Annotated in this window: 25 protein-coding genes; 13 read left to right on the forward strand and 12 right to left on the reverse strand. The window is 31.4% G+C overall.

Annotation, left to right across the window (positions count from 1 at the left end; all coding sequences use genetic code 11):
• Positions 1-45: 45 nt before the first annotated feature.
• The 5 genes from LPC23_RS09305 to LPC23_RS09325 form a co-directional block, all read right to left on the reverse strand.
• Positions 46-945: a cbb3-type cytochrome c oxidase N-terminal domain-containing protein gene (locus tag LPC23_RS09305; RefSeq protein ID WP_229329777.1), complete on the reverse strand. Its 900-nt coding sequence runs from the start codon at positions 943-945 to the stop codon at positions 46-48.
• A gap of 17 nt (positions 946-962) precedes the next feature.
• Complete coding sequence (locus LPC23_RS09310; RefSeq protein ID WP_229324913.1) at positions 963-1142, reverse strand: CcoQ/FixQ family Cbb3-type cytochrome c oxidase assembly chaperone; 180 nt, start codon at positions 1140-1142, stop codon at positions 963-965.
• Positions 1143-1147: 5 nt separating this feature from the next.
• Positions 1148-3328, reverse strand: a complete 2181-nt coding sequence (gene ccoN, locus LPC23_RS09315) for a cytochrome-c oxidase, cbb3-type subunit I (RefSeq protein ID WP_229324915.1) — start codon at positions 3326-3328, stop codon at positions 1148-1150.
• A 2-nt stretch (positions 3329-3330) separates the two neighbouring features.
• Positions 3331-3522 carry a cbb3-type cytochrome oxidase assembly protein CcoS gene (gene ccoS / locus LPC23_RS09320; RefSeq protein ID WP_229324917.1) on the reverse strand — a complete coding sequence of 64 codons (192 nt, stop codon included), beginning with the start codon at positions 3520-3522 and terminating at the stop codon, positions 3331-3333.
• A 93-nt stretch (positions 3523-3615) separates the two neighbouring features.
• Complete coding sequence (locus LPC23_RS09325; RefSeq protein ID WP_229329778.1) at positions 3616-5994, reverse strand: heavy metal translocating P-type ATPase; 2379 nt, start codon at positions 5992-5994, stop codon at positions 3616-3618.
• 112 nt (positions 5995-6106) lie between these two features.
• Here LPC23_RS09325 and LPC23_RS09330 point away from each other — a divergent pair, with 112 nt between their 5' ends.
• Together LPC23_RS09330 and LPC23_RS09335 are read left to right on the forward strand one after the other, a co-directional pair.
• Positions 6107-6787 carry a Crp/Fnr family transcriptional regulator gene (locus LPC23_RS09330; protein ID WP_229324921.1) on the forward strand — a complete coding sequence of 227 codons (681 nt, stop codon included), beginning with the start codon at positions 6107-6109 and terminating at the stop codon, positions 6785-6787.
• 653 nt (positions 6788-7440) lie between these two features.
• On the forward strand, positions 7441-8649 hold the full coding sequence (locus LPC23_RS09335) for a hypothetical protein (RefSeq protein ID WP_229329779.1): 1209 nt from the start codon (positions 7441-7443) through the stop codon (positions 8647-8649).
• Here the strand turns inward: LPC23_RS09335 and LPC23_RS09340 are convergent.
• From LPC23_RS09340 to ruvX, 5 genes are all read right to left on the reverse strand, one after another.
• Positions 8630-9502: a DMT family transporter gene (locus tag LPC23_RS09340; protein ID WP_229329780.1), complete on the reverse strand. Its 873-nt coding sequence runs from the start codon at positions 9500-9502 to the stop codon at positions 8630-8632. The genes LPC23_RS09335 and LPC23_RS09340 overlap by 20 nt on opposite strands.
• A 9-nt stretch (positions 9503-9511) precedes the next feature.
• Positions 9512-10285 (reverse strand): nucleoside triphosphate pyrophosphohydrolase, encoded by a 774-nt coding sequence (gene mazG / locus LPC23_RS09345; protein ID WP_229329781.1) that lies wholly within the window; start codon positions 10283-10285, stop codon positions 9512-9514.
• Positions 10286-10368: 83 nt separating this feature from the next.
• Positions 10369-10827 (reverse strand): DUF5606 family protein, encoded by a 459-nt coding sequence (locus LPC23_RS09350; RefSeq protein WP_229329782.1) that lies wholly within the window; start codon positions 10825-10827, stop codon positions 10369-10371.
• A 19-nt stretch (positions 10828-10846) separates the two neighbouring features.
• Positions 10847-11434, reverse strand: a complete 588-nt coding sequence (def, locus tag LPC23_RS09355; RefSeq protein ID WP_229324931.1) for a peptide deformylase — start codon at positions 11432-11434, stop codon at positions 10847-10849.
• Between the two features lie 130 nt (positions 11435-11564).
• Positions 11565-11981, reverse strand: a complete 417-nt coding sequence (gene ruvX, locus LPC23_RS09360) for a Holliday junction resolvase RuvX (RefSeq protein WP_229324933.1) — start codon at positions 11979-11981, stop codon at positions 11565-11567.
• Positions 11982-12136: 155 nt separating this feature from the next.
• Here ruvX and LPC23_RS09365 point away from each other — a divergent pair, with 155 nt between their 5' ends.
• The 11 genes from LPC23_RS09365 (at position 12137) to LPC23_RS09415 (ending at position 23235) form a co-directional block, all read left to right on the forward strand.
• Positions 12137-12952 carry a 2,3,4,5-tetrahydropyridine-2,6-dicarboxylate N-succinyltransferase gene (locus LPC23_RS09365; protein ID WP_229329783.1) on the forward strand — a complete coding sequence of 272 codons (816 nt, stop codon included), beginning with the start codon at positions 12137-12139 and terminating at the stop codon, positions 12950-12952.
• Positions 12953-12964: 12 nt separating this feature from the next.
• Entirely contained in the window at positions 12965-13942 is a 978-nt protein-coding gene (locus tag LPC23_RS09370) for a glycosyltransferase family 2 protein (RefSeq protein WP_229329784.1), read from the forward strand.
• A 102-nt stretch (positions 13943-14044) separates the two neighbouring features.
• Positions 14045-15160 (forward strand): glycosyltransferase family 4 protein, encoded by a 1116-nt coding sequence (locus LPC23_RS09375; protein ID WP_229329786.1) that lies wholly within the window; start codon positions 14045-14047, stop codon positions 15158-15160.
• Positions 15160-16152 (forward strand): glycosyltransferase family 2 protein, encoded by a 993-nt coding sequence (locus tag LPC23_RS09380; protein WP_229329788.1) that lies wholly within the window; start codon positions 15160-15162, stop codon positions 16150-16152. The genes LPC23_RS09375 and LPC23_RS09380 overlap by 1 nt, the downstream gene beginning before the upstream one ends.
• Before the next feature lie 36 nt (positions 16153-16188).
• Positions 16189-17181 (forward strand): glycosyltransferase family 2 protein, encoded by a 993-nt coding sequence (locus LPC23_RS09385; protein ID WP_229329790.1) that lies wholly within the window; start codon positions 16189-16191, stop codon positions 17179-17181.
• An 18-nt stretch (positions 17182-17199) separates the two neighbouring features.
• Positions 17200-18801: a capsule assembly Wzi family protein gene (locus LPC23_RS09390; RefSeq protein WP_229329792.1), complete on the forward strand. Its 1602-nt coding sequence runs from the start codon at positions 17200-17202 to the stop codon at positions 18799-18801.
• Positions 18802-18865: 64 nt separating this feature from the next.
• Positions 18866-19432, forward strand: coding sequence for an L-threonylcarbamoyladenylate synthase (locus LPC23_RS09395; protein ID WP_229329794.1), 567 nt, complete (start codon positions 18866-18868; stop codon positions 19430-19432).
• A gap of 41 nt (positions 19433-19473) precedes the next feature.
• Entirely contained in the window at positions 19474-19857 is a 384-nt protein-coding gene (locus LPC23_RS09400; protein WP_229329796.1) for a GxxExxY protein, read from the forward strand.
• 64 nt (positions 19858-19921) lie between these two features.
• Complete coding sequence (locus tag LPC23_RS09405) at positions 19922-21340, forward strand: CCA tRNA nucleotidyltransferase (protein ID WP_229329798.1); 1419 nt, start codon at positions 19922-19924, stop codon at positions 21338-21340.
• Positions 21341-21407: 67 nt separating this feature from the next.
• Positions 21408-22436, forward strand: a complete 1029-nt coding sequence (locus tag LPC23_RS09410; protein WP_229329800.1) for a COX15/CtaA family protein — start codon at positions 21408-21410, stop codon at positions 22434-22436.
• 28 nt (positions 22437-22464) lie between these two features.
• Positions 22465-23235, forward strand: a complete 771-nt coding sequence (locus tag LPC23_RS09415) for a CDP-alcohol phosphatidyltransferase family protein (RefSeq protein ID WP_229329802.1) — start codon at positions 22465-22467, stop codon at positions 23233-23235.
• Here LPC23_RS09415 and LPC23_RS09420 read toward each other — a convergent pair.
• Both LPC23_RS09420 and LPC23_RS09425 read right to left on the reverse strand, forming a co-directional pair.
• Entirely contained in the window at positions 23232-23987 is a 756-nt protein-coding gene (locus LPC23_RS09420) for a LytR/AlgR family response regulator transcription factor (protein WP_229329804.1), read from the reverse strand. The two genes, LPC23_RS09415 and LPC23_RS09420, sit on opposite strands and share 4 nt — an antisense overlap.
• A 51-nt stretch (positions 23988-24038) precedes the next feature.
• Positions 24039-24356, reverse strand: coding sequence for a 2TM domain-containing protein (locus LPC23_RS09425; RefSeq protein WP_229329806.1), 318 nt, complete (start codon positions 24354-24356; stop codon positions 24039-24041).
• Positions 24357-24360 lie beyond the last annotated feature (4 nt).

Consider the following 24360-nt stretch of genomic DNA (forward strand, 5'->3'; position numbering starts at 1 on the left):
AAAAGACCAATTTCAAATTTGAAATTGGTCTTTTAGTTAGTGTTTTTATTTTGCAGGTTTTGCGGCTACTTCATCTACCCAAACTTCTCCTTCTGGAGCTTTTGGATCTTTAGGATTACTTCCTTTTAACGAAATAATGTAACTCGCTACTTTTTGCATTTCTTTTGGTTTTAATGTTCCCTTCCAAGAAATCATTCCTTTCCCATCTCTACCTCCATTTACAAGTGTGTGGAAAATATTTTTGATTCCACCTCCTAATATCCATTGGTCATCGGTTAGGTTAGGACCAATTTGACCACCAGCATCAGCTCTGTGACAAGCAGCACAATTAGTTGTATAGATTGTTTTTCCCTCAGCCAATGAAGGAGCATCAGTCAATAAAGTAACTGTCTTTTCATCCATTAAATCTGGAGCCGTTTTCATGTATTCAGCTACTTCAATTTTTGCTTGAGCCATTTCTTTTTTCAATTCCATCTCTTGATCATCGGCACCCAAAATTTCAAATCGAACTAAATAGATTGCAGCAAAACCAATACAAGCATAGAATAGATAAATCCACCATGGTGGTAAATTATTGTCTAATTCTTTTATACCATCATAATCATGATCTAACAATAACTCCCCTTCATTTTCAATTGGTTCTGATTTTGTTAATAATTTCATTACCTTTTGTAACCATTCACTTTCTGCAATAGAAATAGAGTTCACCTCTTCTAATTTTGCTTTTTGTTCATCAGTCAATAACTGATACGTGATTTTATCAATAGCACTTACTGTTATTTCAATTGCAATCAATAGAAAAAGAAATACAAATAGAAAAACAGACACCATTGGAAACTTAATAAATGCAGGTCGGTCTCCAGAGTCAATAAAAAATTCCATTGCGCCGAATACAGCGAAGAAAATAAGAGGAACTCTTACATATACAGGGATTATTTTTTTCATTTTTAGAAGTTTAATAATTATAATGTAGGATTATCGTTCAATGGAATTTGACTTAACTCATCGATTTTCTCTTTTTTATAAGAGAACACCCATAATGCTAATCCAACAAAGAATAAAAAGAAAATCAATAACGATAGAATTGGATATATCGCAACTCCGGCGATAGTTTCCATATTGTGTTTAATTTGTTCAAACATGATCTCTATTTATTTTTAACTTTAATATCAGTTCCTAATCGTTGCATATAAGCAATCATAGCAATAATCTCTCTTTCGTTCATAGGGACAAACTTTTCTCCTTTAGCTGCTGCTTTTTTCTTGCTTTCCTCATAACTTTTTACAAAGTCAGGATCATTTTTCAAGCTTTCTTCAATTGTAATAGCCTGAGCTCTTAAATCTTTTTGAGCATTGGCTACTTGTTCTTTTGTATAAGGAACTCCAAGAGTAACCATCGCTTCCATTTTATTTTGAATCAATGAAATATCCATTGCTTCATTATCAAACAACCATTTGTATCCAGGCATAATAGAACCAGCTGAAATACTTTGTGGATTCCAAAAGTGATTGAAATGCCAGTTGTCATTGTACTTCCCACCTACTCTTAACAAGTCTGGACCTGTACGTTTTGAACCCCAAAGAAATGGGTGATCGTATACAAACTCTCCCGCTTTGGATTGTGGTCCATAACGTTCTACTTCACTACGGAAAGGTCTAACTGATTGTGAATGACAACCTACACAACCTTCACGAATGTATAAATCACGACCTTCTAGTTCTAAAGGAGAATACGGTTTAACACTAGTAATTGTTGGAATATTTGATTTTACCATTATAGTAGGTACGATTTGAATAACTCCACCAATTAAAATAGCTACTGTTGCTAAAATGGTTAACTGAATAGGTTTTCTTTCTAACCAAGGGTGGAATTTTTCGCCTTTTAATCTTCCACTACTAATTTTTTGTAATTCAGGAGCTTGTGCTAATTCATCTTCAATTGATTGACCTACTCTTAAAGTTTGAATAATGTTGTATACCAACACTAACATTCCAATAAGATACATGGTTCCTCCAATGGCTCTCATCCAATACATAGGTATTAATTGAGTTACCGTTTCCAAGAAATTACCATAAGTTAGAGTTCCATCTGGATTAAACTGTTTCCACATTGATGCTTGTAAGAAACCAGCAACATACATTGGAAGTGCATATAATATAATTCCTAAAGTACCAATCCAAAAATGGAAATTAGCTAGTTTAGTTGAATATAATGGAGATTTAGTCATTCTTGGGATTAACCAATATATCATACCGAATGCCATAAATCCATTCCAAGCCAAGGCTCCAACGTGAACGTGTGCAATAATCCAATCGGTATAATGTGCAATAGCATTTACATTTTTAAGAGACAACATAGGTCCTTCAAAAGTTGCCATTCCGTAACCCGTAATTGCTACTACGAAAAATTTCAATACAGGTTCTACTCTTACCTTATCCCAAACACCTCTTAAAGTTAATAACCCATTAATCATACCACCCCAAGATGGAGCAATCAACATTACTGAGAAAACAACCCCTAAATTTTGAGCCCAATTTGGAAGTGCCGAGTACAATAAGTGATGCGGTCCAGCCCAAATGTAGATAAAGATTAAAGACCAAAAGTGAACAATTGAAAGTCTATATGAATATACTGGACGATTAGCAGCTTTAGGAACAAAATAATACATCAATCCTAAGAATGGTGTAGTTAAAAAGAAAGCTACTGCATTATGTCCATACCACCATTGTACTAAAGCATCTTGAACCCCTGCATAAACTGAATAACTCTTTAAAGCAGAAACAGGTAATTCCAAACTATTAAAGATATGCAATACAGCTACAGTAACAAATGTGGCTATATAAAACCAAATCGCTACATACAAGTGACGCTCTCTTCTTTTTATGATGGTACCAATCATATTGATCCCGAAAACAACCCAAATCAAAGCAATCGCAATATCAATTGGCCATTCTAATTCGGCATACTCTTTTGAAGTACTAAACCCTAATGGCAGTGAAACTGCTGCAGCAACAATAATTAATTGCCATCCCCAAAAGTTAAGATTACTCAAAAAATCGCTGTACATTCTTGCTTTTAACAATCGCTGTAAAGAATAATACACTCCAGCAAACATAGCATTACCCACAAAAGCAAAAATAACAGCATTCGTATGTAAAGGTCTCAATCTACCAAAACTCAACCACGAAATTCCGTCGGTGATATTGGGAAAAAGAAACATAAAAGCCAGAATAAGTCCAACTAACATTCCAACTACACCAAAAACGATGGTAGCATAAATGAATTTCTTTACAATTTTGTTGTCGTAATAAAATTGTTGCATTTCCATAATTAAATTTGTTTTTCTTCTGTTGTTTGTACTGATTTATTTGGGTTTATTTTAAGCTCATCGTCAAATAGCATTCGAACTGATGGCGTATAATCATCATCATACTGCCCTGTTTTTACTGCTCGTATAAACGCAATAAAAAAACCAATGGCAACAAGGATACTAATAGAGATCAATAAATAAATAACACTCATAACTTACATTTATGTTAACAAAATTAAGCCTCCAAAATCTCATAAAATATGACATTTATCATACCTCAATAAATAGTTGATAATTACTATCTATTATTGTAAGTTTTTTTGTGAATAATAATTACTCATTAAAGTAACAAAACTGACTATTGAAATAGTACTCAAAGGCATAATTATAGCAGCAACAAGTGGTAACAAATTACCAGTAACTGCAAATAACAAGCCCACTAAATTATATACTAAGGATATTGTAAAACTCATAATTATGGTAGTAATGGCTTTTTTAGAAAGCAACATAAAAGCATCTAGTTGATCAAAAACACTGGCATCTAAAATAGCATCACAAGCAGGTGAAAAAACATTTACGTTTTCTGAAATGGAAATCCCTACATTACTTTGCGCCAAAGCACCCGCATCGTTCAGTCCATCACCCACCATCATTACATTGTGTCCTTTTCCTTGTAATTTTTTTATAAATTCTAATTTTTGCTCCGGCTTTTGATTGAAAATTAATTCGGTACCTGGAGGTAATAATCGTTCCAATGCTTCTCGCTCTCCTTCATTATCACCCGATAAAATTTTCAATTGATAAAGTTGACTTAGATTCACAAAAAGAGTTGACAAGCCTTCTCTATATTGATTGTTAAAGACATATTTACCAACATAAGTATCATTGATTGTAATATGAACTGATGTTTGTTGGATATCGGTTTCTTCATTGCAACCCACAAAAGAAGCCGAACCCAATTGGATGTTAGCTCCGTCAATAGTTGCTCGAATACCCTTTCCTGTTATTTCTTCAAAATGATCCAATTTTAACTTTTGGGTTTCCGGTAAAAAATCATACAACATTCTGCTCAAAGGATGATTGGAAGCGCGTAATACATTTTTAATCAAAACAACATCCCTTTCTGAGAGTGGATTTCCTTGAAATGAAATATTGGATTTCTTGTTAGTAGTTATTGTTCCTGTTTTATCAAACACAATAGTATCTACTTTAGCTAGTTGTTCAATTACTAAAGCATTTTTAAGATAAAACTTCTTCTTACCCAGTATTCTTAAAATATTCCCGAACGTAAACGGCGCAGTTAGAGCTAATGCACAAGGACAAGCCACAATCAATACCGCAGTAAAAACATTAAATGCCGTATTAACATCTTTAAAAATCCAGTAGCCAAAGCCCGAAAAGGCAATTAAAAGTAAAATAGGTGTAAAATAGCGCGAAATCTGATCTGTAATTGTCTTGTGTTTTTGCTCCACATTTTTTTGGAATACATCATTACTCCACAACTGCGTCAAATAACTTTGTGAAACGGAATACAACACTTCCATTTCAATCATTTTGCCAATTTGCTTTCCTCCGGCAAATATTTTATCTCCGGATTTTTTTGTAATCGGAATGGCTTCGCCAGTAACAAAACTATAATCGATCTCGGCCGACTCAGAGATTAATATACTATCCACAGGAATCAGTTCTTGATTGCGAATGAGTAATCTATCCCCTTTTTGAATATCATATACAGGAATACTTTCTTCAAAATTACCTTGAATTCTTGTAATTGCAATTGGAAAATACGATTTGAAATCACGTTCAAAACTTAAAAAACTATAGGTTTTTATTTGGAACATTTTCCCTAAAAGCATAAAGAAAACCAATCCAGTCAAGCTATCAAAAAAACCAGACCCATAATCCATTATAATATCCACAGTACTTCGCACAAACATAACGATGATTCCCAAAGCGATAGGAATATCAATATTGAGCATTTTAGATTTGATACTTTTGTAGGCGGAAACATAGTAACCACTAGCCGAATAGAAAAAACTTGGCAATGACAAGGCAAAAATCAACCAACGAAAAAAGCCGCGGTATTGATCCAACCAATATTCTTTTACTTCAAAATATTCAGGAAACGAAAGCAACATAATATTGCCAAAACAAAAGAAAGCAACACCTAATTTATAGGTTAAACTTCTATCCACATTATTAGCACCCGCTTCATAGTTTTCTAAACTAATATACGGTTCATAACCAATCCCACTTAATAAATAGACAATTTCTTTAAGTGAAACTTCTTCTGGTTTGTAAGTAATACGGACTGTTTTTTGAGGGAAATTAACTTGAGAATTACTTATTCCCTTTTGAAGACGCTGTAAATTTTCCAAAATCCAAATACACGAACTACAATGTATATGAGGAATGCTAAGTGAAACAATAGCGGTTGCATTCTCTTCGAATTCCAACAGTTTTGAAACAATACTTTCATTATCTAAGAAATCATATTTACCATTAATGTCTTGCGGAGTGGCTCCAGGTGATTTTTCAAAATCATAATAACAAGTCATATCGTTGAGACTAAATATTTCATACACTGTCTTACAACCCGTGCAACAAAATGATTTGTCGTCAAAAATAACTTCTTCCTTTTTTACAATATCTAAACCACAATGGAAACAGTTTTGTGTGTCCATACTCTTTGCTCAATTTACCTGTGACAAAGGTCACCAATAGCTACTACTTAAAATATGACATTTGTCATAATATTAATTAAATTTGTTTTTCAATAAAGTACCTATTTGTATTATGAGTAAATGTGAACAATGTATCGTTAGAGAATTCAGCTCTTTGAAAGCGTTAAACAAAGAAGAACTCGTGAAACTTTCAGAGTGCAAAGAGTCCTATACTATAAAAAAGGGCGATGTGATTTTTGAGGAAGGAGATACAATTAATGGAATTTACTGTATTAAAGATGGCGTTTGCAAAATGTCCAAGTTAAGTGCCAATGGTAAGGACCATATTGTAAAACTAATCTCCAAAGGGGAATTGTTAGGACAACGTTCTATAATTAGTGATGAGCCTGTCAATCTTAGTGCCGTTGCATTAGAAGATATGGAAGTTTGTTTTATCCCTAAATCTGAAATAATGGGATTTTTTGAAAAAAACAATCAGTTTTCCATGAACGTTATGAAAACAATTTGTGGCGATTTAAAAGAGGCTGATGTTCATACTGTAAATATGGCTCAAAAAACCGTTAAAGAAAGATTGGCTGAAACGCTACTTTATTTAGCTGACACTTTCGGAAAAAATGAAGACAACAGTTTGAAAGTGCAATTATCTAGAGAAGAATTGGCTAGCATGATAGGTACTGCTACAGAAAGTTGTATCCGTTTACTTTCTGATTTTAACAAACTAGGCTTAATTGAGTTAGCCGGTAAAAAAATCACTTTGAAAGATATTGGTAAATTAAAAAAAATGGCAGAATAGGTTATCTAAATCTCATCAAGAAAGCTTTAAGAAAGACAAACTTTTATTTCGTTAATCTTATTTACTAATTGATACTTAAGTTCATATGGTATAAAACCAAACTGTATCTTTTCATTTTGAAGTTCTACGTTTAAAGTACAAGTTCTGTAATTGTGAACTAAATATTCCCCAAATAAATAGATCCCAAACACCAACCAGAAATAAAAACCAATTGGATAAAAACTAAAATTTAATCCAATGAAAATCCCTCCAATTATAATGTAAAAGATTTCATACTGTAGCGGAATCTTTTTAACTGAAACAAATACTTTCTTAATCTCATTTAATGGTATTCTCTTCTGATTAACAAAGTGTATATTTATTAGGAGCTCTGATTCAACTATCTGAATTTGATCTAAATTTTTAGTGTAAAACATACCCTTTGTATTTGATTAATTGAAAACCTTCTATCAAATTTTATTTCGAGGGCAATGAATTGTAATTTGAAACAAATTTATAAGAGAAAAATTGTATATTTAGCCCATTGTTAGCCCATAATACTTCGCACTCATGAATTCCGACAATTACAATCAATTACGAATCGATGTTGAGAAACAAATTGGATTTCGAATAAAAAAACTTTCGGAGTTAAAAATGGCTCAAGAAGCAATAGAATGGGAAACCAAAAAAAAATTGGTTTCAATACACTTCGACGATTTTTTGGTTTTCTAAAAAGTACAACTCCAAATAGTAATACCTTAAATACACTTAGTGTTTTTGTGGGTTACAAAAATTATAGTGCCTACCAAAAAGAGTATTTAAGAGACCAGGATTGGTTTGTATGGACTCAAACTATAAAAATAGAATTAAGTGATTCGATAACGAAAGAAGATCTTGAATGGCTTGAAAGACAACAAAAAACAGATGACTACCATATTAAGATTGCTTCAATAATTAAAACGTTCGTTTATAAAAAAAAACACAACGTACTTAATCAATTTTTTGACGAAAGAATATTCCAATTTGACGAAGCTAACCAACTTAAACTTGCTGCTAACATTTGTTTATTGTTTAGAAGTTTAGACAAAAAGGAAATCAACCAAATTATACAAAAAATAACCTCAAATAAAACATTTAGAGAAAATATACTGCATTGGTTTGTTGACTACTCTTACTTTAACGGCTATTATGGAAGTTTCATTAAAGAAGCAAAAAAATATGCTCAAGTCGAAAGTCATGAAGCTTTGTTTTACGATTTAATTTTAAATTACAATCATTATTTATCTTATGGTACTAATTTAATTCCTATCGAATTAAATAGGATTCGACCTGACTTTTTTTCTGTTTTACAAGGTCGTTGTTATGCCTACAACTTACTCTATTATAACAAACGAAATGATGAAATTAAATATGAACAAACTTGGAAAGATTTATTAAAAAAAATCAATCAATCGGGTCAAGTTAATTTATTTACCATTGAAATTTTTCCGGCATTACTGTTCCTAAAAGATTTTGAAAAAACTACATTCTTAATTAAAAATTACTATGAAGAACTCTTAACTATTGAAAATTGGAGTGGTTACCCATCTCAAGCAATGATTTTATTGACTCAAACATTACACTTAATTAGGGAAAATAAAATTAAAGAAGCTAAAATTGGTTTTGATTTAATTGATTTGTCTAAATTCAGTCTTTCGTATTCTGATTATATAAAACTTTTTTATCTACTTGCTAAGTATCAATTAGCAATCGCTTTATCATTAAATGAAGAAAAACTAAATGAAATTCAAACTGAATATGAATCAATTGTTGATCAAACTGGATTCAAACGATTTTCAGTTGATTTCTTGAAACACTACTTGATTACATCTGATTTAAGTTAATATGTAACACATAGGCTCCAATTGCAATTAATACAAGAGCGAAACCCATTATTTTATTCCATTTTTCTTTAAAAAATATTGCGCCAAATAGAATTGTTAAAATAGGAGTTGCCAATGGGAAAAGTGATGCTAAAAGGGGATTAGTAATTTTCAATCCTAAAAAACCAGTCCAAACGGCTGCAAAAATAAATACAGCCATTATTACTATAAGATAACCTGATTTTACAATCGTTTGTGACCATTGTATTTTTACTGATTTAGGTTGAATTATTAATCCGATAGCACCCACCAAAAAAACAATTATTTCTTGATTGACTACTGAAAATAGTGGTGGAATTGATTGTTTAAAATTATACCAATGTACCAATTCAGATGATGCAAAGAATAGCGACATTAAAATAAAATAAATTATAGTCTTGATGTTGGATTCTCCTGAAGACAGTTTTTGTATTTGAAAAATGTAAATACTAAATCCTACTATAATTATACTTGCTCCAGACAGAAAATCAAAAAAATTAAATTTTTCAAAAAGAAAAAGGTAGAGTACCGTAAACGCAATTGTCAAAAGATTAAATATTCCTAATTGTCTTAATGTCCCTTTTTTAAGAGCCGATAACATACAAATCAATCCAAAAGCACCAAGTAAAGATGCTATTGTAACTCTGCAAACCGTATTAAAATCAATTTCATATAATATTTCGGGAGAATAAAAAATAAGTACTCCCACTCCTATAATACTAGTTAATATTGCCCTTAAGGACATAACTAACCAACTATTCGCTTGCTGTAATACTTTTTTCCAGAGCAGGTTGTTTAATGAATAAAATACTATTGAAATAATTAAATATATCATAGTTTGATTTTACATTTTCTTCGCCTCGTTCCAAAACACATCCATCTCTGCCAAAGTCATATCCATCAATGGTTTTCCTAATTCAGTTGCTTTGCTTTCTAAATATTGAAAACGGGAAATGAATTTTTTATTCGTTCGTTCTAGTGCATCTTCGGGATTGATGTTCAAAAATCGAGCATAGTTAATCATTGAAAAGAGTACATCTCCAAATTCGGCTTCTATTTTATCTTGATTTCCAGCGGCTATTTCAACCTGTAGTTCTTCCAATTCCTCTTGGACTTTGTCCCAAACTTGATGCGGTTCTTCCCAATCAAAACCAACACCTTTTACTTTATCTTGAATTCGGCTCGCTTTTACCAATGCCGGTAAGCCTTTTGGAACTCCTTCTAAAACGGATTTTTTTCCTTCTTTTAGTTTGAGTTTTTCCCAATTTTGCTTCACCTCTTCTTCATCTTTCACCTCAACATCTCCGTAAATATGAGGATGGCGATGAATCAACTTTTCACAAATGGAATTGCATACATCAGCCATATCAAAATCTTGCGTTTCACTTCCAATTTTAGCATAAAAAACAATGTGCAATAACAAATCGCCTAATTCCTTTTTGACCTCATCTAGATCATTCTCTAAAATTGCATCGCCCAACTCATAAGTCTCTTCAATAGTAAGGTGACGGAGACTTTGTAGTGTTTGTTTTCTGTCCCAAGGGCATTGCTCTCGCAATTCGTCCATAATGGTTAACAATCTGTCGAAAGCCTGAAGTTGTGATTCTCTTGAATTCATCGTGAAAAATGGTTTTGGTAAAAATAAAAAAATCCTGCTAAGAAATTGATCTCAGCAGGATTTAATACTGTTAAAAACAACAATTATGATTTTGAAGCTTTTGCTTTTTTAGGTTTCTCTTCTGTAACTGATTCCTCTTTGCTTGATGCTTTAGGCGCTTCATCATTTACCAAACCTTTAGCTTGCAACATATTATACCAATTGATAATTTTTTTAATATCAGACCCATAAACTCTCTCTTCATCATAATCCGGTAAGATTTCTTTAAAATAAGCGGCTAAAGTAGCTGGATCTTCTTTATGAGAAATTGCAGGCCCATTTTTTTCTTTTTTAGAAATACTATTTAATATTTCAGCCAAAGGCTTTTCAGCTTCATAGGTATATACTGAAATCTCAGATAGCAAACTTACATTAGCCTTTAAATCAACAGTGATTTTTTTTCCGTCTAATAAAGATTCGGCAACAAAACCTGTACGAGTTTGAATTTTTAATTCGTATAAACCTGGTTTCCCAGAAATAGCAAGTATTTTTTCGATATTCATTTTATAATATTTTATTTAATTATCTTCCCTTTTTACCAAAAAACTTCATTCGGTATTCTTGAAAAGTTTTTCCTTCGATAATGTTTTTTAATTTTTTTTGAATCAAACGTTTTTTCAAAGACGAAATTTTATCGGTAAATAAAATTCCTTCTATATGGTCGTATTCGTGCTGAATTACTCTTGCAATTAAACCATCGAAAACTTCTGTTTTCATTACAAAATCCTCTTCACAGTATTCAATTGTTACTACAGGATTTCTATATACATCTTCTCTTACATCTGGTATGCTTAAACAACCTTCGTTAAAACTCCATTCTTCTCCTTCCTCCTTAAGAATTTTAGCATTAATAAAAGTACGCTTGAAACCGTTCATTTTTTTTTGATCTTCTTCAGATAAATCTTCATCATCACTAAATGGCGTAGTATCAATTATAAATAAACGTATTGGCAAACCAACCTGAGGTGCAGCTAGTCCAACTCCATGCGCATTGTACATAGTGTCATACATATTTGCAATTATCTCTTTTAAATTTGGATGACTAGGCACAATAGCATCAGCTACTTTTCTTAAAACAGGATCACCGTAACCTATTATTGGTAAAATCATTGTGGCTCTATATTAAAATTTAGCGGTTTAAATATTTTTTGAAAAAAATTGTTGGCAAAAGTAGTGAAAATAGCATGCTAAATACTACTATTTAACTAATTAAATTCTTTAACTATTGAATTTAAATGGATTAAAACATTTTTCTAGTCAAATAATCTTGAAGCATTATCGTGGCTGAAATTTCGTCAATCAAAGCTTTATCTTGGCGTTTCTTTTTACTTAGGCCACTATCTATCATTGATTGAAATGCCATCTTAGAAGTAAACCGTTCATCTACTCGAATCACTTTCATTTCAGGAAAATGATTGCTAAAATGAGTTACAAATCCTTTAATAATTGACGCGCTTTCAGATGGTAGTCCATTCATTTGCTTTGGTTCGCCAATAAGCACCGCTTCTACTTTTTCTTTTTCAAAATAATCTTTCAAAAAAGTAATTGCTGTTGCAGAAGGAATAGTTGTTAAACCTGAGGCAATGATTTGTAGCTCATCAGTTACTGCAATTCCTGTTCGCTTTTGTCCGTAATCTATAGCTAGTATTCTGGGCATTAATTTGATTTCTTAGTATTTACAGGTAAAACTAAATAAAATTCATAATTAACTCACAATTAAAATGAATAATTAACACGGCTATATCAAAGCTATACACTTTTGTCAATCGAGCAAAAAAACTATCTTTGTCAAATACTAATACAAACTGCACAATGAATTCATTACAAACAACAATCGAACAAGCTTGGGAAGATAGAGCTTTATTACAAGAAACTGCTACAACTGATGCCATTAGAGAAGTTATCGAATTATTAGATGCAGGGAAATTGCGTGTCGCCGAACCAAAAGGGGATGGATGGCAAGTAAACGAATGGGTAAAAAAAGCGGTAGTAATGTATTTTCCTATTCAAAAAATGGAAACTTGGGAAGCTGGAATTTTTGAGTACCATGATAAAATGGAATTGAAAAGAGATTATGCTGAAAAAGGTGTTCGTGTTGTACCAGGAGCTTCTGCTCGTTATGGTTCTTTCATTTCAAGTGGTGTTATCATGATGCCAAGTTATGTAAATATTGGCGCCTATGTTGACGAAGGAACTATGGTGGATACTTGGGCGACAGTAGGAAGCTGTGCTCAAATTGGTAAAGATGTTCACTTAAGCGGAGGTGTAGGAATCGGTGGGGTTTTAGAACCTTTACAAGCTGCACCCGTAATTATTGAAGACGGTGCATTTATTGGTTCACGTTGTATCGTTGTAGAAGGAGTTCACGTAGGTAAAGAAGCTGTTCTTGGAGCCAATGTATGTTTAACTGCTTCAACCAAAATTATTGACGTAACTGGAGAGAACCCAATAGAAATGAAAGGTTTTGTACCTGCGCGTTCTGTTGTGATCCCAGGAAGTTATACCAAACAATTTGCTGCTGGAGAATACCAAGTACCTTGTGCTTTAATAATTGGTACTCGTAAGCCTTCAACAGATTTAAAAACTTCATTGAATAATGCTTTGAGAGAATACGACGTAGCGGTTTAAATTAAAATTCAAATGATTGATATTTCGATTATTATTGTAAATTACAAAAGTTGGAGCGAATTAAATAATTGCCTCCAATCAATTATTGGTATCAATAGTGATCGATTTACATTAGAAACAATTGTCGTAGATAACGAATCTAATGATTATAAAATAAATGAATTCAAACAATTGTTTCCAACTGTGTCGTTTATTGAGAATAGTGGAAACAATGGATTTGCTAATGGATGTAATTTAGGAGCCACTCTTGCTAAAGGAAAGTATTTGTTCTTTTTAAATCCAGACACAGTAATTTACGAAGACGCCGTTTATAAACTTTGGAAAACTTCCTTTGAGAATCCTAACTATGGCATAGTTAGTTGTCGTCAGACCAATGAAAATTATGGAAAATATACGGAAATAAGATTTTTTCCTTCATTCTTTACCCTTTTTGGATATTCAAGAGTCATTTATAGAATTGTAAATTACTTTCGTCTTCATAAAAAATTTAATTTTCACAAAGAAATCGTTTTTCCAGACTGGGTTACTGGAGCAGCAGTTTTTATTAGTAAAGAATGGTTTGCAAGTGTAAATGGATGGACTGAAAAATACTGGTTGTATTTTGAAGACGTTGATTTGTGCAAGAAAATAAAAGGAAATAATGGAGAAATTTGTTTAATTCGAACCACAAATATATTTCATAAACATGGTGGTTCAACAAGAATAAACATAAAGACTAAGGCGCTAACTAAAACTGAAGTGCTTATTTCTAAACATGTTTATTTTAATGAACATAAAACAGGTATAATAAAAAATTGTATTCAATTTTTTCTGCTAATATCACTTCTAATAGAGAAGTTTATTTTTGCAATAATCGGTTTAGTTTTCTTCTTTATTCCAAAGTTAAAAGTCAATGTTTATATTTTTATTAATTTGATTAACTATTATATCAATGCTATTTCTAAAAAATCATGGATTAGCCCTCGATCAGTAAAATACTTACAAAAATAGTATGTTGATTTAAAGAAAAAACTTACTTTTGAATGATTAATTAATCTGTTATATAATTATCCCATCAGAATTTACAAAAAATCCCAATCTAGCAATTTTAATATGAATATAGGTTTTGAGGCAAAAAGAATATTTCACAACAGAACTGGTCTGGGCAATTATAGCCGTGATTTGGTGAGAATTCTTAGTCAATATTTTCCTGAAAACAAGTATTTTTTATACAATCCAATTCCAACAAACAAAAATCTTTTTAAAACTAATAATATTAGTGTTTTTGAAAAAAAACCTAATTCAAATTTTTATTCAAGATTTTATAACATCTGGAGACAAAAAGGAGTTGTAAAAGATTTAGTAACCGATGAAATTATTTTGTTTCATGGACTATCCGGAGAAATCCCCAGAGGTCTTACTAAAACTAAAATTAAAAGTATTGTAACCGTTCACGATCTAATTTTCATGAGATTACCCCAGTTTTATTCATTTTGGGACAGGGTAATTTATTTCTATAAATTTAGAAAATCTACACGAGAAGCTAATATAGTTGTTGCAATAAGCGAACAAACTAAAATTGATTTGATTAAATATTTTAATGTTCCATCGGATAAAATAAAAGTGATCTATCAAGGGTGTAATCCTGCATTTAAAAAAGACTATTCAACTAAACAAAAAGAAACAGTAATTGAGAAATACAATTTACCCGATAATTTTATTTTAAATGTTGGTACTGTTGAATGTAGAAAGAATGTTTTATCAGCTGTGAAAGCAATAAAAGATATTGACATATCTCTTGTAATTATTGGTAATCAAACACCATACAAGAAAAAAGTTGAAGATTACATTGTAGAAAATAACATAGAACATAAAATTCTATTTCTAAATAATGTTGATGTCGAAGAATTAGCAATCATATACCAGCTCGCTACATTATTTATTTATCCATCTTTATATGAAGGTTTTGGTATTCCAATAATAGAATCATTATACTCTAAAACTCCTGTAATCACAACAAAAGGTGGTGTTTTTCATGAATCTGGTGGCCAAAGCACTTTATATATTGACTCAAACAATATTGAAGAGATCAAGAATTCAATCCAACTGTTGTTAAATAATCACGAATTAAGAACAGAAATGGCAAACAAAGGCTATGATTTTGTTCAAAAATTCAATGATGAACATATTGCTACCAACGTCTATAATGTTTATAAATCTTTGTTGTAGTGAAAACTTCAAAAAAAACAGTATCTGTCATTTTACCAAATTTTAATGGTAGAGAATTGCTTGAAGAATTTATCCCTTCAATTATTGAGGCCCTCACCTTTTCGAAAATTGAATACGAATTCATTCTTGTAGATGATCAATCGACTGATAATTCTGTTGATTATATAAAAAATCATTTCCCTTCAATTATATTGGTTGAAAATAAAATCAACAAAGGTTTTTCTTTCACATGCAATAAAGGGATTGAAATAGCTAAAAAAGATCTTGTTTTTTTAGTGAATTCTGATGTAAAACTTTCTATTGACTATTTTGAACAGCAATTAAAGTATTTCGAAATGAATGAGACTTTTGGAGTAATGGGACAGATCAAAAATTATGAGAGTCATAAAACTGAAGATCATGCTCGATTTCCAAGATTTAAAGGAGTCAAACTTAAAGCAACTAAATTTTACTACTCAACCAATTCTTCTGAAAAAGTATTCACAACCTACTTATCTGGGGCAAATGCATTAATATGTAATCAAAAATTGAAATCATTAAATGGCTTTGATGAGATATATTCTCCATTTTATTTTGAAGATTTTGATTTAGGATTACGAGCATGGAAGATGGGTTGGAAACTATATTACGAGCATCAGTCAATTTGCTTTCATAAAGTAAGTGCTACTACTAAAAATCTAAACAAGTCAAATCTAGTTAACCGGATTTATTATAGAAATAGTTTTATATTACACGCTATCCATTTAAATGGGTTTAGAAAAAAAATATGGTATTCTCAGTTATTTACTTCTACTCTATTATGGCACTTAATTAAAGGTGAGTTTTGGATTATTTATAGTCTAATTGATTTCTTAAAAAACAAAAAGAAAATACAAGAATCCATAACCAAAATAAAAAAAATGCAACTTGAATTAAATATTACTATTGGTATTGATAATATTTTAAGTATTTTTAAAAATTCATTGAAAAACAAATCAATTAAATGGATTTAATTGATTTAAATCATTTCGTAACTTAAAATGTAAATAATGGCATTATCTGTAGCTATGTGTACCTATAATGGTTCAAGATTTATTAAAGATCAATTAAACAGTATCATTGAACAATCTAGACCAGTTAATGAAATTATTATTTGTGATGACTGTTCCACAGATAATACCATAGAAATCATTAATGACTATATAATTAAATATCCTGGTTTAATTCAACTATATCAAAACAAAGAAAACCTTAGAAGCACTAAGAATTTTGAAAATGCAATTTCACATTGTACAGGTGATTATATATTCTTAGCTGATCAGGATGATATTTGGGACTTCTATAAAGTAGAAAAAATAATTACGAAATTTGAAGCAAATGAATCTTTAGAAGGAATTTTTACTAATGGAAACTTGATTGATGATGATGGTGAAATTTTTCCAAATACCAATATGTGGAATACTTTCTATTTTTTTGAAAAAAATTTAGATAAGCCCGTTGATTTATTATGTTTGCTAAAGCACCATGCAAATATGGTTACTGGGGCAACATTATGTATAAAAAAATCAATACGAGATATTATTTTACCGTTTCCAGATTTAACAAAAAAGAAGTTTTTTCACGACGAATGGATTGCTTTAATTTTGGCCTCTAGAAATAGTCTAGACTATATTAATGAAAATCTTATCTCATATAGAATCCATACAAGTCAACAGATTGGTATTGGAAGAAAAAAATTAGACGATGTGATAGTTCCTCATCCACACCTTATTTATACCTTACAAATTACAAATCAATACCTGCCTAATAGTTTTACACAATGTAGAAGAATTAGTCGTATTTATTATAATTGTTATAAGAAATTTAACACTCTTGCCATTTTTTATAAAGACAAAAAATCACCCGTAGATTTTAATGCAATCGCACAAGAAAACCTTAAACTTTATAACAAAGCTGAAAAAAAATTAAGAGAAAATAGCTGGTATCGCTACAAGCTTAGAAAAGTTTCAAAATTCCTATTCAGAAAGAAAAAAGTATTGTAATCTACCATTATTAAATTCATGAAAAAAATCCTATTCCAATTCGTTCTATTTTTATTTTCAATTAGTTTAACTGCTCAATCAATACCTGTTGGTTCCATTGATTATACGGACGAACGTTTACGAAATGAACAACTTTTAAATTTTAATGTAGACAACAGTTCTTTTACGATAAGACCATTACTACGAAAATCTGATTCTACTCAAAACTCCCAAAAAACAAACCAATTTAAATTTAAATTACTTCCAGTAGCTCTTGTTCAACAATACAATTCATTACTTCCACTTGGAAGAAATGATGGGGTTATGATTCCTTCAAAAGGCTATCAAATGAAATTTAGCGCGGGATTTTTTGTGAGTTACAAAAATTTAAGTTTTCAATTTAATCCAGAATATGTAAATGCTGAGAATTTACCTTTCGAAATTTTTCCTAATAACATAAATAGTTCCGTTAGATTAAACTATATCCGATATTTAAATAGCTACGACATTCCGGACAGATTAGGTTCTAGTCCCTATAAAAAAATATTTTGGGGACAGAGCGCTTTAAATTATAGAATCGGGAAAGTGAATATTGGGATATCAAATGAAAACTTATGGTGGGGACCCGGGAAATATAATTCTCTAATAATGAGTAATAACGCCCCAGGTTTTATTCACTTTACTTTTAATTCAGTTAAACCTATCTCCACACCTGTAGGTTCTTTTGAATGGCAACTTATCTCTGGCAGACTTGTTGAGTCAGGTTTAGATATTCCAGCAGAATTTTATATGGTTAATGGTATAAACTACAAAGCTTCAAAATCGAAAGAATGGCGCTATTTATCTGGATTAACCTTAAACTACCAACCCAAATGGATTCCAGGTTTGTATCTTGGATTAAATAGAGTATTTCAACTATATAACAATGATTTAGGAAAAGGGTTTGCTGACTATTTTCCTGTAATTTCTCCATTTCAAAAAAAGAATGTTACAGATGAAGATGGAAAAAATAGAGATCAAATAGCCTCACTATTTTTAAGATGGGTGTTCAAAGAGTCTAAGGCAGAGATTTATTTTGAAAATGGTTGGAACGATCATAAACAAGATTTTTGGGATTTGCTGCAAGATCCATCACATTCAAGAGCTTATACTTTTGGTTTAGGTAAAATATTTACTTTAGAATCTGGGCTTAATAAATATCTTAAATTCAATTTTGAAAATACCTTACTCCAACAAAGTGCTTCTAGAATTGCAAGACCAGCCGGAGCTTGGTACCAACATGGATCGGTATTACACGGCTATACTCATATGAGCCAAGTAATTGGCGCTGGTATTGGTCCAGGAAGTAATTCTCAAACTTTAGATATCAGTTTATGGAAAAAAACAGATGTATTGGGATTTCAAGTGGAAAGATATTCTCATAATCTTGATTTTTCTCACGATGTATATACTAATTATGAAATTGGAGAATACAATCGAAGATGGGTAGATTTAAACTTTAATGTTTATGTATTTAAGCAAATTAAAAAAATTGGATTTAATGGAAGATTTACCCATAGTGTAGTGAGAAATTACCAGTGGCAAATTCCTAATAATAAAAATAACTTCCAAATACAACTATCACTTCAGTACCAACTGTAAACATATTTAAGATAGTTGAAAAGTATTTTTAAGTTAAAACAATCTAAAATATTATAATACCTTAATGGACATCAATCAAGAAATCCACAACGCTTTTGAAGTTATAAAAAACGGAGGAATTATCCTTTACCCTACCGATACGGTATGGGGTATTGGTTGTGATGCTACAAATCCTGAGGCGATAGCTAAAGTTTACCAACTCAAAAAAAGAACTGAAACCCAGAGTATGATTTGCCTGATGAATGGTGAGAAAATGATGTACAATGTGTTCAAAGAAATTCCTGAGGTGGCATGGCAAATTTTAGATTTGTCCGAAAATCCTACGACTTTAGTTCTTGATAATCCAAGAAATGTAGCTTCTAATTTAATTGCGACTGATAAAACTCTAGGAATTCGATTGGTAAAAGAACCATTTTGCTTCAAACTAATGGAGAGAATGAAAAAACCATTAGTTTCTACCTCAGCCAATATATCAGGACAACCCACTCCTAAATCATTTAAAGAAATCAGTCCCGAAATTATAAAAGGTGTAGACTATGTTGTAAATTTGCATCACGAAAAAATTGCCGGTAAGCCATCTACAATTATAAAATTGACAAATGATGCACAGGTAAAAGTGATTAGAAAGTAATTAAGTTTTACCGCAAATTCGCAAATTATAATCTATTATTTATGGATGATTATTTACACAAAGAAGAAAGCTACAAAATTGTAGGTATTCTTTATGAAGTTCATAAGAATCTTGGTAAAGGATTTTCAGAGATTGTTTATAAAGACGCTCTCGAATACGAATTTACTCAACATAATATTCCTTTTGTAAGGGAAAAAGAATTTACTGTAAATTATAAAAATACAACTTTAAAACATAAATTTTATGCTGATTTTGTAGTTTTTGACAAAATAATTCTTGAAATTAAAACAGTCGATTGCTTCAATAATAGCCATTATAATCAATGTTTAAATTATTTAAAAATAGCCAAATTTGAATTAGCAATTCTAGCAAATTTTAATCTTATATCACTAGAATACAAAAGAATTGTACAATCTAAATATTAATTTGCGAATTTGCGGTAAAAAATGAATCACATAAACATTCCATAATCCTGCAGGGGTAAAATAAATGAACTACAAATCAGCCTTACACAATACCATTTTTGAAGTCATATCCAAGGCTTCAGTTGAACTTAATGTAGAAAGCTACGTTATTGGTGGATTTGTTAGGGATTTACTTCTAGGAAGAAAATTTAAAAAAGACATCGATATTGTAGCTGTGGGTAGCGGAATCGAATTGGCTTTAAAAGTATCTGAATTGCTTCCAAAAAAACCAAAAGTACAAATATTCAAAAACTACGGGACAGCTATGCTTCGTTTTGAAGATACCGAAATTGAATTTGTAGGTGCTCGAAAAGAATCCTATCATTTTGAAAGTAGAAATCCCGTTGTTGAAAATGGCACATTAGAAGATGACCAAAACCGTCGCGATTTTACAATAAATGCTTTAGCGTTATCCTTAAACAAAAATACGTTTGGCGATTTAGTCGATCCGTTTAATGGCGTTTTGGATTTGGAAAACAAAACCATAAAAACACCTCTTGATCCGGACATTACCTACTCTGACGATCCGTTGCGAATGATGCGTGCTATCCGATTTGCAACCCAGTTGGGTTTTGAAATTGAAGAAAATTCACTAGATTCAATCAAGAAAAATGCAGAACGCATTAAAATTATTTCTGGCGAACGAATCGTTGACGAACTAAATAAAATCTTATCTGCCGAAAAACCTTCTGTTGGATTTTTATTATTATACAAAACAGGACTTTTGGATATTATTTTACCTGAACTGACCGCACTAAATCAAGTTGAAGAAATCGAAGGTCATACGCACAAAAATAATTTTTATCATACGCTAGAGGTAGTAGATAATATTTGCCCTAATACAGATGATGTTTGGTTACGTTGGTCAGCTTTATTGCACGATATTGGTAAAGCACCAACCAAACGTTTTAACAAAAAACAAGGTTGGACTTTTCACGGACATGAATTTTTAGGTGGAAAAATGGTAAAGAAAATCTTTGAAAGGTTGCATATGCCATTAAACCAAAAAATGAAATTTGTTCAAAAAATGGTCATCATGAGTTCTCGACCAATTGTTTTGGCTAACGAAATTGTAACGGATTCAGCTGTGAGAAGATTAGTTTTTGATGCAGGCGAAGATGTAGATGATTTAATGACACTTTGCGAAGCGGACATTACAACAAAGAACCCAGCAAAATTCAAAAAATACCATAATAATTTTGATATTGTAAGAAAGAAAATTATAGAAGTAGAAGCCAGAGATCATGTTCGGAATTTCCAACCTCCTATTTCTGGAGAGGAAATTATGACTATTTTTGATTTGAAACCATCACGAGAAATTGGGGTATTAAAAGAAGCAGTGAAAGAAGCTATTTTAGAAGGAGAAATTCCAAACGAATACCAAGCCGCCTATGATTTCGTTCTTAAACGAGCTGAGAAATTGGGATTGAAAGTCAAAAAATAATAAGTAAAGATTAACTTTTGTTCCAGTTCTGAAATAAAAACATTAAAATAGATTTGTAAAAAAATTGATGAAAAAATATTTTCCAAAGTCAGCTAAAATAGCCTTAATTCTAGTCTATTTAGTTATCGTTGCAGGAGCATTGGTCCGAATGACAGGTTCAGGTATGGGTTGTCCCGATTGGCCAAAATGCTTCGGATACTATATTCCTCCTACTCAAGAAAAAGAATTACGCTATACAATTGGAAAAGAGTATTCAAAAGGTCAAGTTATTATTAAAGACGAATCGCTTTTGGTTGCCAAAGATGATTTTACAGCCCCAACCAATTTTGAAAGTTCGCATTGGGAAAAATATACCCAACACGATTATGCTATTTTTAATCCATTTCATACTTGGGTGGAATACTTAAATCGACTGGTGGGTGCTTTGGCGGGAATAGCTTGTTTAATTGCGCTTTTTTTCTCGTTGGGTTACTGGAAAGAAAATAAAAAATTGGTATTCTTTAATTTAATCATCTGTTTCTTAATGGGTTTTCAAGCCTGGTTAGGAAAAACGGTTGTTGATTCAGTTTTGAATCCTTATAAAATAACAACTCATATGTTGGCTGCTTTACTCATAGTGGCTGTGCAGTTGTATGTAATTTATGCTGTTCAAGAAAAACAAAAAACAAAATCGTTGGATACTGAATTCAAATGGGTTTTATTAATAACATTGGGTTTAACCATCCTACAAGTCATTTTTGGAACGCAAGTTAGAGAATCTGTAGATACTGTTGTAGAAGCAGGTTTGCCTAAAGAGGTTTGGTTACAAAACCCTAAAGGAGGTTTCTATACTCACCGAAGTTTTTCAATTTTAGTGGTTTGTGCCAATGCTTTTTTGTTTTGGAGAAATAGAAAATTAGAATTAGGATTTACTAAAATGAATTGGGTAATAGGACTTCTTTGTATTGAAATTCTTTCTGGAATTGCGATGTATTATATTAATTTCCCATTCGGATCTCAAACGATTCATATCGTAATGGCTACCCTTCTATTTGGCTTACAATTCTATTTAGTTTTGGAAAACTTTAAAAAAACACACAATAATACCCGACTATAATGTCACAATATCGTCTTAACCATAATCAATGTCTAAACTAGCCGCTCAAGATAAATTTTTAGATTTATCAGATTACGGAAGACCTTTTGGAAAATTTCTTGCCAATAGCTTAAAAAATACGCGCTTTACTCCTATTCATGTCACATTATTGTTTGGCATTACTGGACTAATAGCAATGTATTGTATTCTCAACGAAAGCTATATATGGGCAGGTTTTTTTATTGTTTTAAAGTCTGGAATAGACGCAGCCGATGGTGAATTAGCTCGTTTAAAAAACACGCCCTCCTATGTTGGTAGGTACCTTGATAGTGTGTTTGACATTATTTTAAATTTTCTGTTTTTAATGACGATTTGTTATGTATCTCAAACTTCATTTTGGCTTACTTTAATTGCATTTTTTTGCATTCAATTGCAAGGTACTTTGTACAACTACTACTATGTGATTCTGAGAAATAAATCGGTTGGTGGTGATACAACTAGTAAGGTATTTGAATACAAAACACCGAGAGCTTTACCTGGAGAAACTCAAAAATCAGTCAATATTTTATTCAAAATCTATACTATAGTTTATGGCGGTTTTGATAAAATTATTCATGCCTTAGACAGCGATGCTTATAAGGTAAAAACCTTACCCAACTGGTTCATGACCTTGGTTTCCTTGTATGGATTAGGATTTCAATTACTAATTATCGCGGTGCTTTTACCATTAGGTCAAATCGAATGGATTATTCCTTTTTTTATTGCGTATTCTATCTTGATATTTATTTTGATTGGGATTCGGAAAACCTATTTCAACTAACCCAGCCATTCCTTAAAATCAGAAACGCGTTCTCGAGCAACAATTACTTCATCGCCTTTGTAAGTTGGTAGGCTAATTTTTAATCTCGAATTGGAATACACCTGAATCTCTTTTACAGACTGCATCGGAATAATAAATTTTCTATTGATACGAAAAAAATCTTTCGGATTTAACTCTGACTCCACTACTTCCAAACTACTATCAATCAAATAATCCCGATTGTCTAAAGTATGAATGTAAGTGCCTTTGTTTTCGCTATAGAAACATTCGATTTCAGCGACATCAATTACTTTGAGTTGTTGGCCTATTTTAACTGAAAAACGTTTTCTGTATTCCTTCGAAACAGGATTTACTAACATCCGTTTGATGGCTTCAAAATCTAAGGAATTAATATTGTGCTGCTGAAATTGATTCTTGAATTTTGATATGGCTGTAGCCAATTCCTCTTCATCTATCGGTTTCAATAGATAATCGATACTATTCAATTTAAAAGCACGTAATGCATATTCATCATAAGCAGTCGTGAAAATCACAGCACTTTTAATATTAATTTGTTCAAAAATTTCAAACGACAAACCATCTGACAATTGGATATCCAAAAAAATCAAATCCGGATGCGAATTATTTTGGAACCAACTAATTGATTCCTCTACAGAATGCAACAATGTATTCACCTGCAATTCTAATTTTTCAATTTTACGTTGTAATAATCTGGCTGCAGGTTTTTCGTCTTCTATGATGATGATATTCATTGTAAATACATTTCAAAATTCAACATTCGTTATTGATTATTCAATATGATATTACTCCCACTTATTTACATTTCTTTCTTTTTCCATCAACTCTTTTATTTTACGCTCTTCCCAATCTTTACCAAGAATGAAATAGGGAATAAAGGTTCCCATAGCATGAGCCAACAAACCTATTCCCCAAAAGAAAGCTGTAAAGAAATTCTTAAACTGAAAATAACTTTCACCAGGGTCCAAATTCTGAACGTTTGCAATCACTATCATTATATTAATTACCACGTATACTAGAGCATGTGTGTAAAAACCTTTTAATTTTTTTACTTTTTTAACCGCCTCTTCATAACGGATTTGATCTAAATTATTATTTCCCATAGTT

This window comes from Flavobacterium ammonificans (assembly GCF_020885975.1).
In the GTDB taxonomy this organism is placed as follows: domain Bacteria; phylum Bacteroidota; class Bacteroidia; order Flavobacteriales; family Flavobacteriaceae; genus Flavobacterium; species Flavobacterium ammonificans.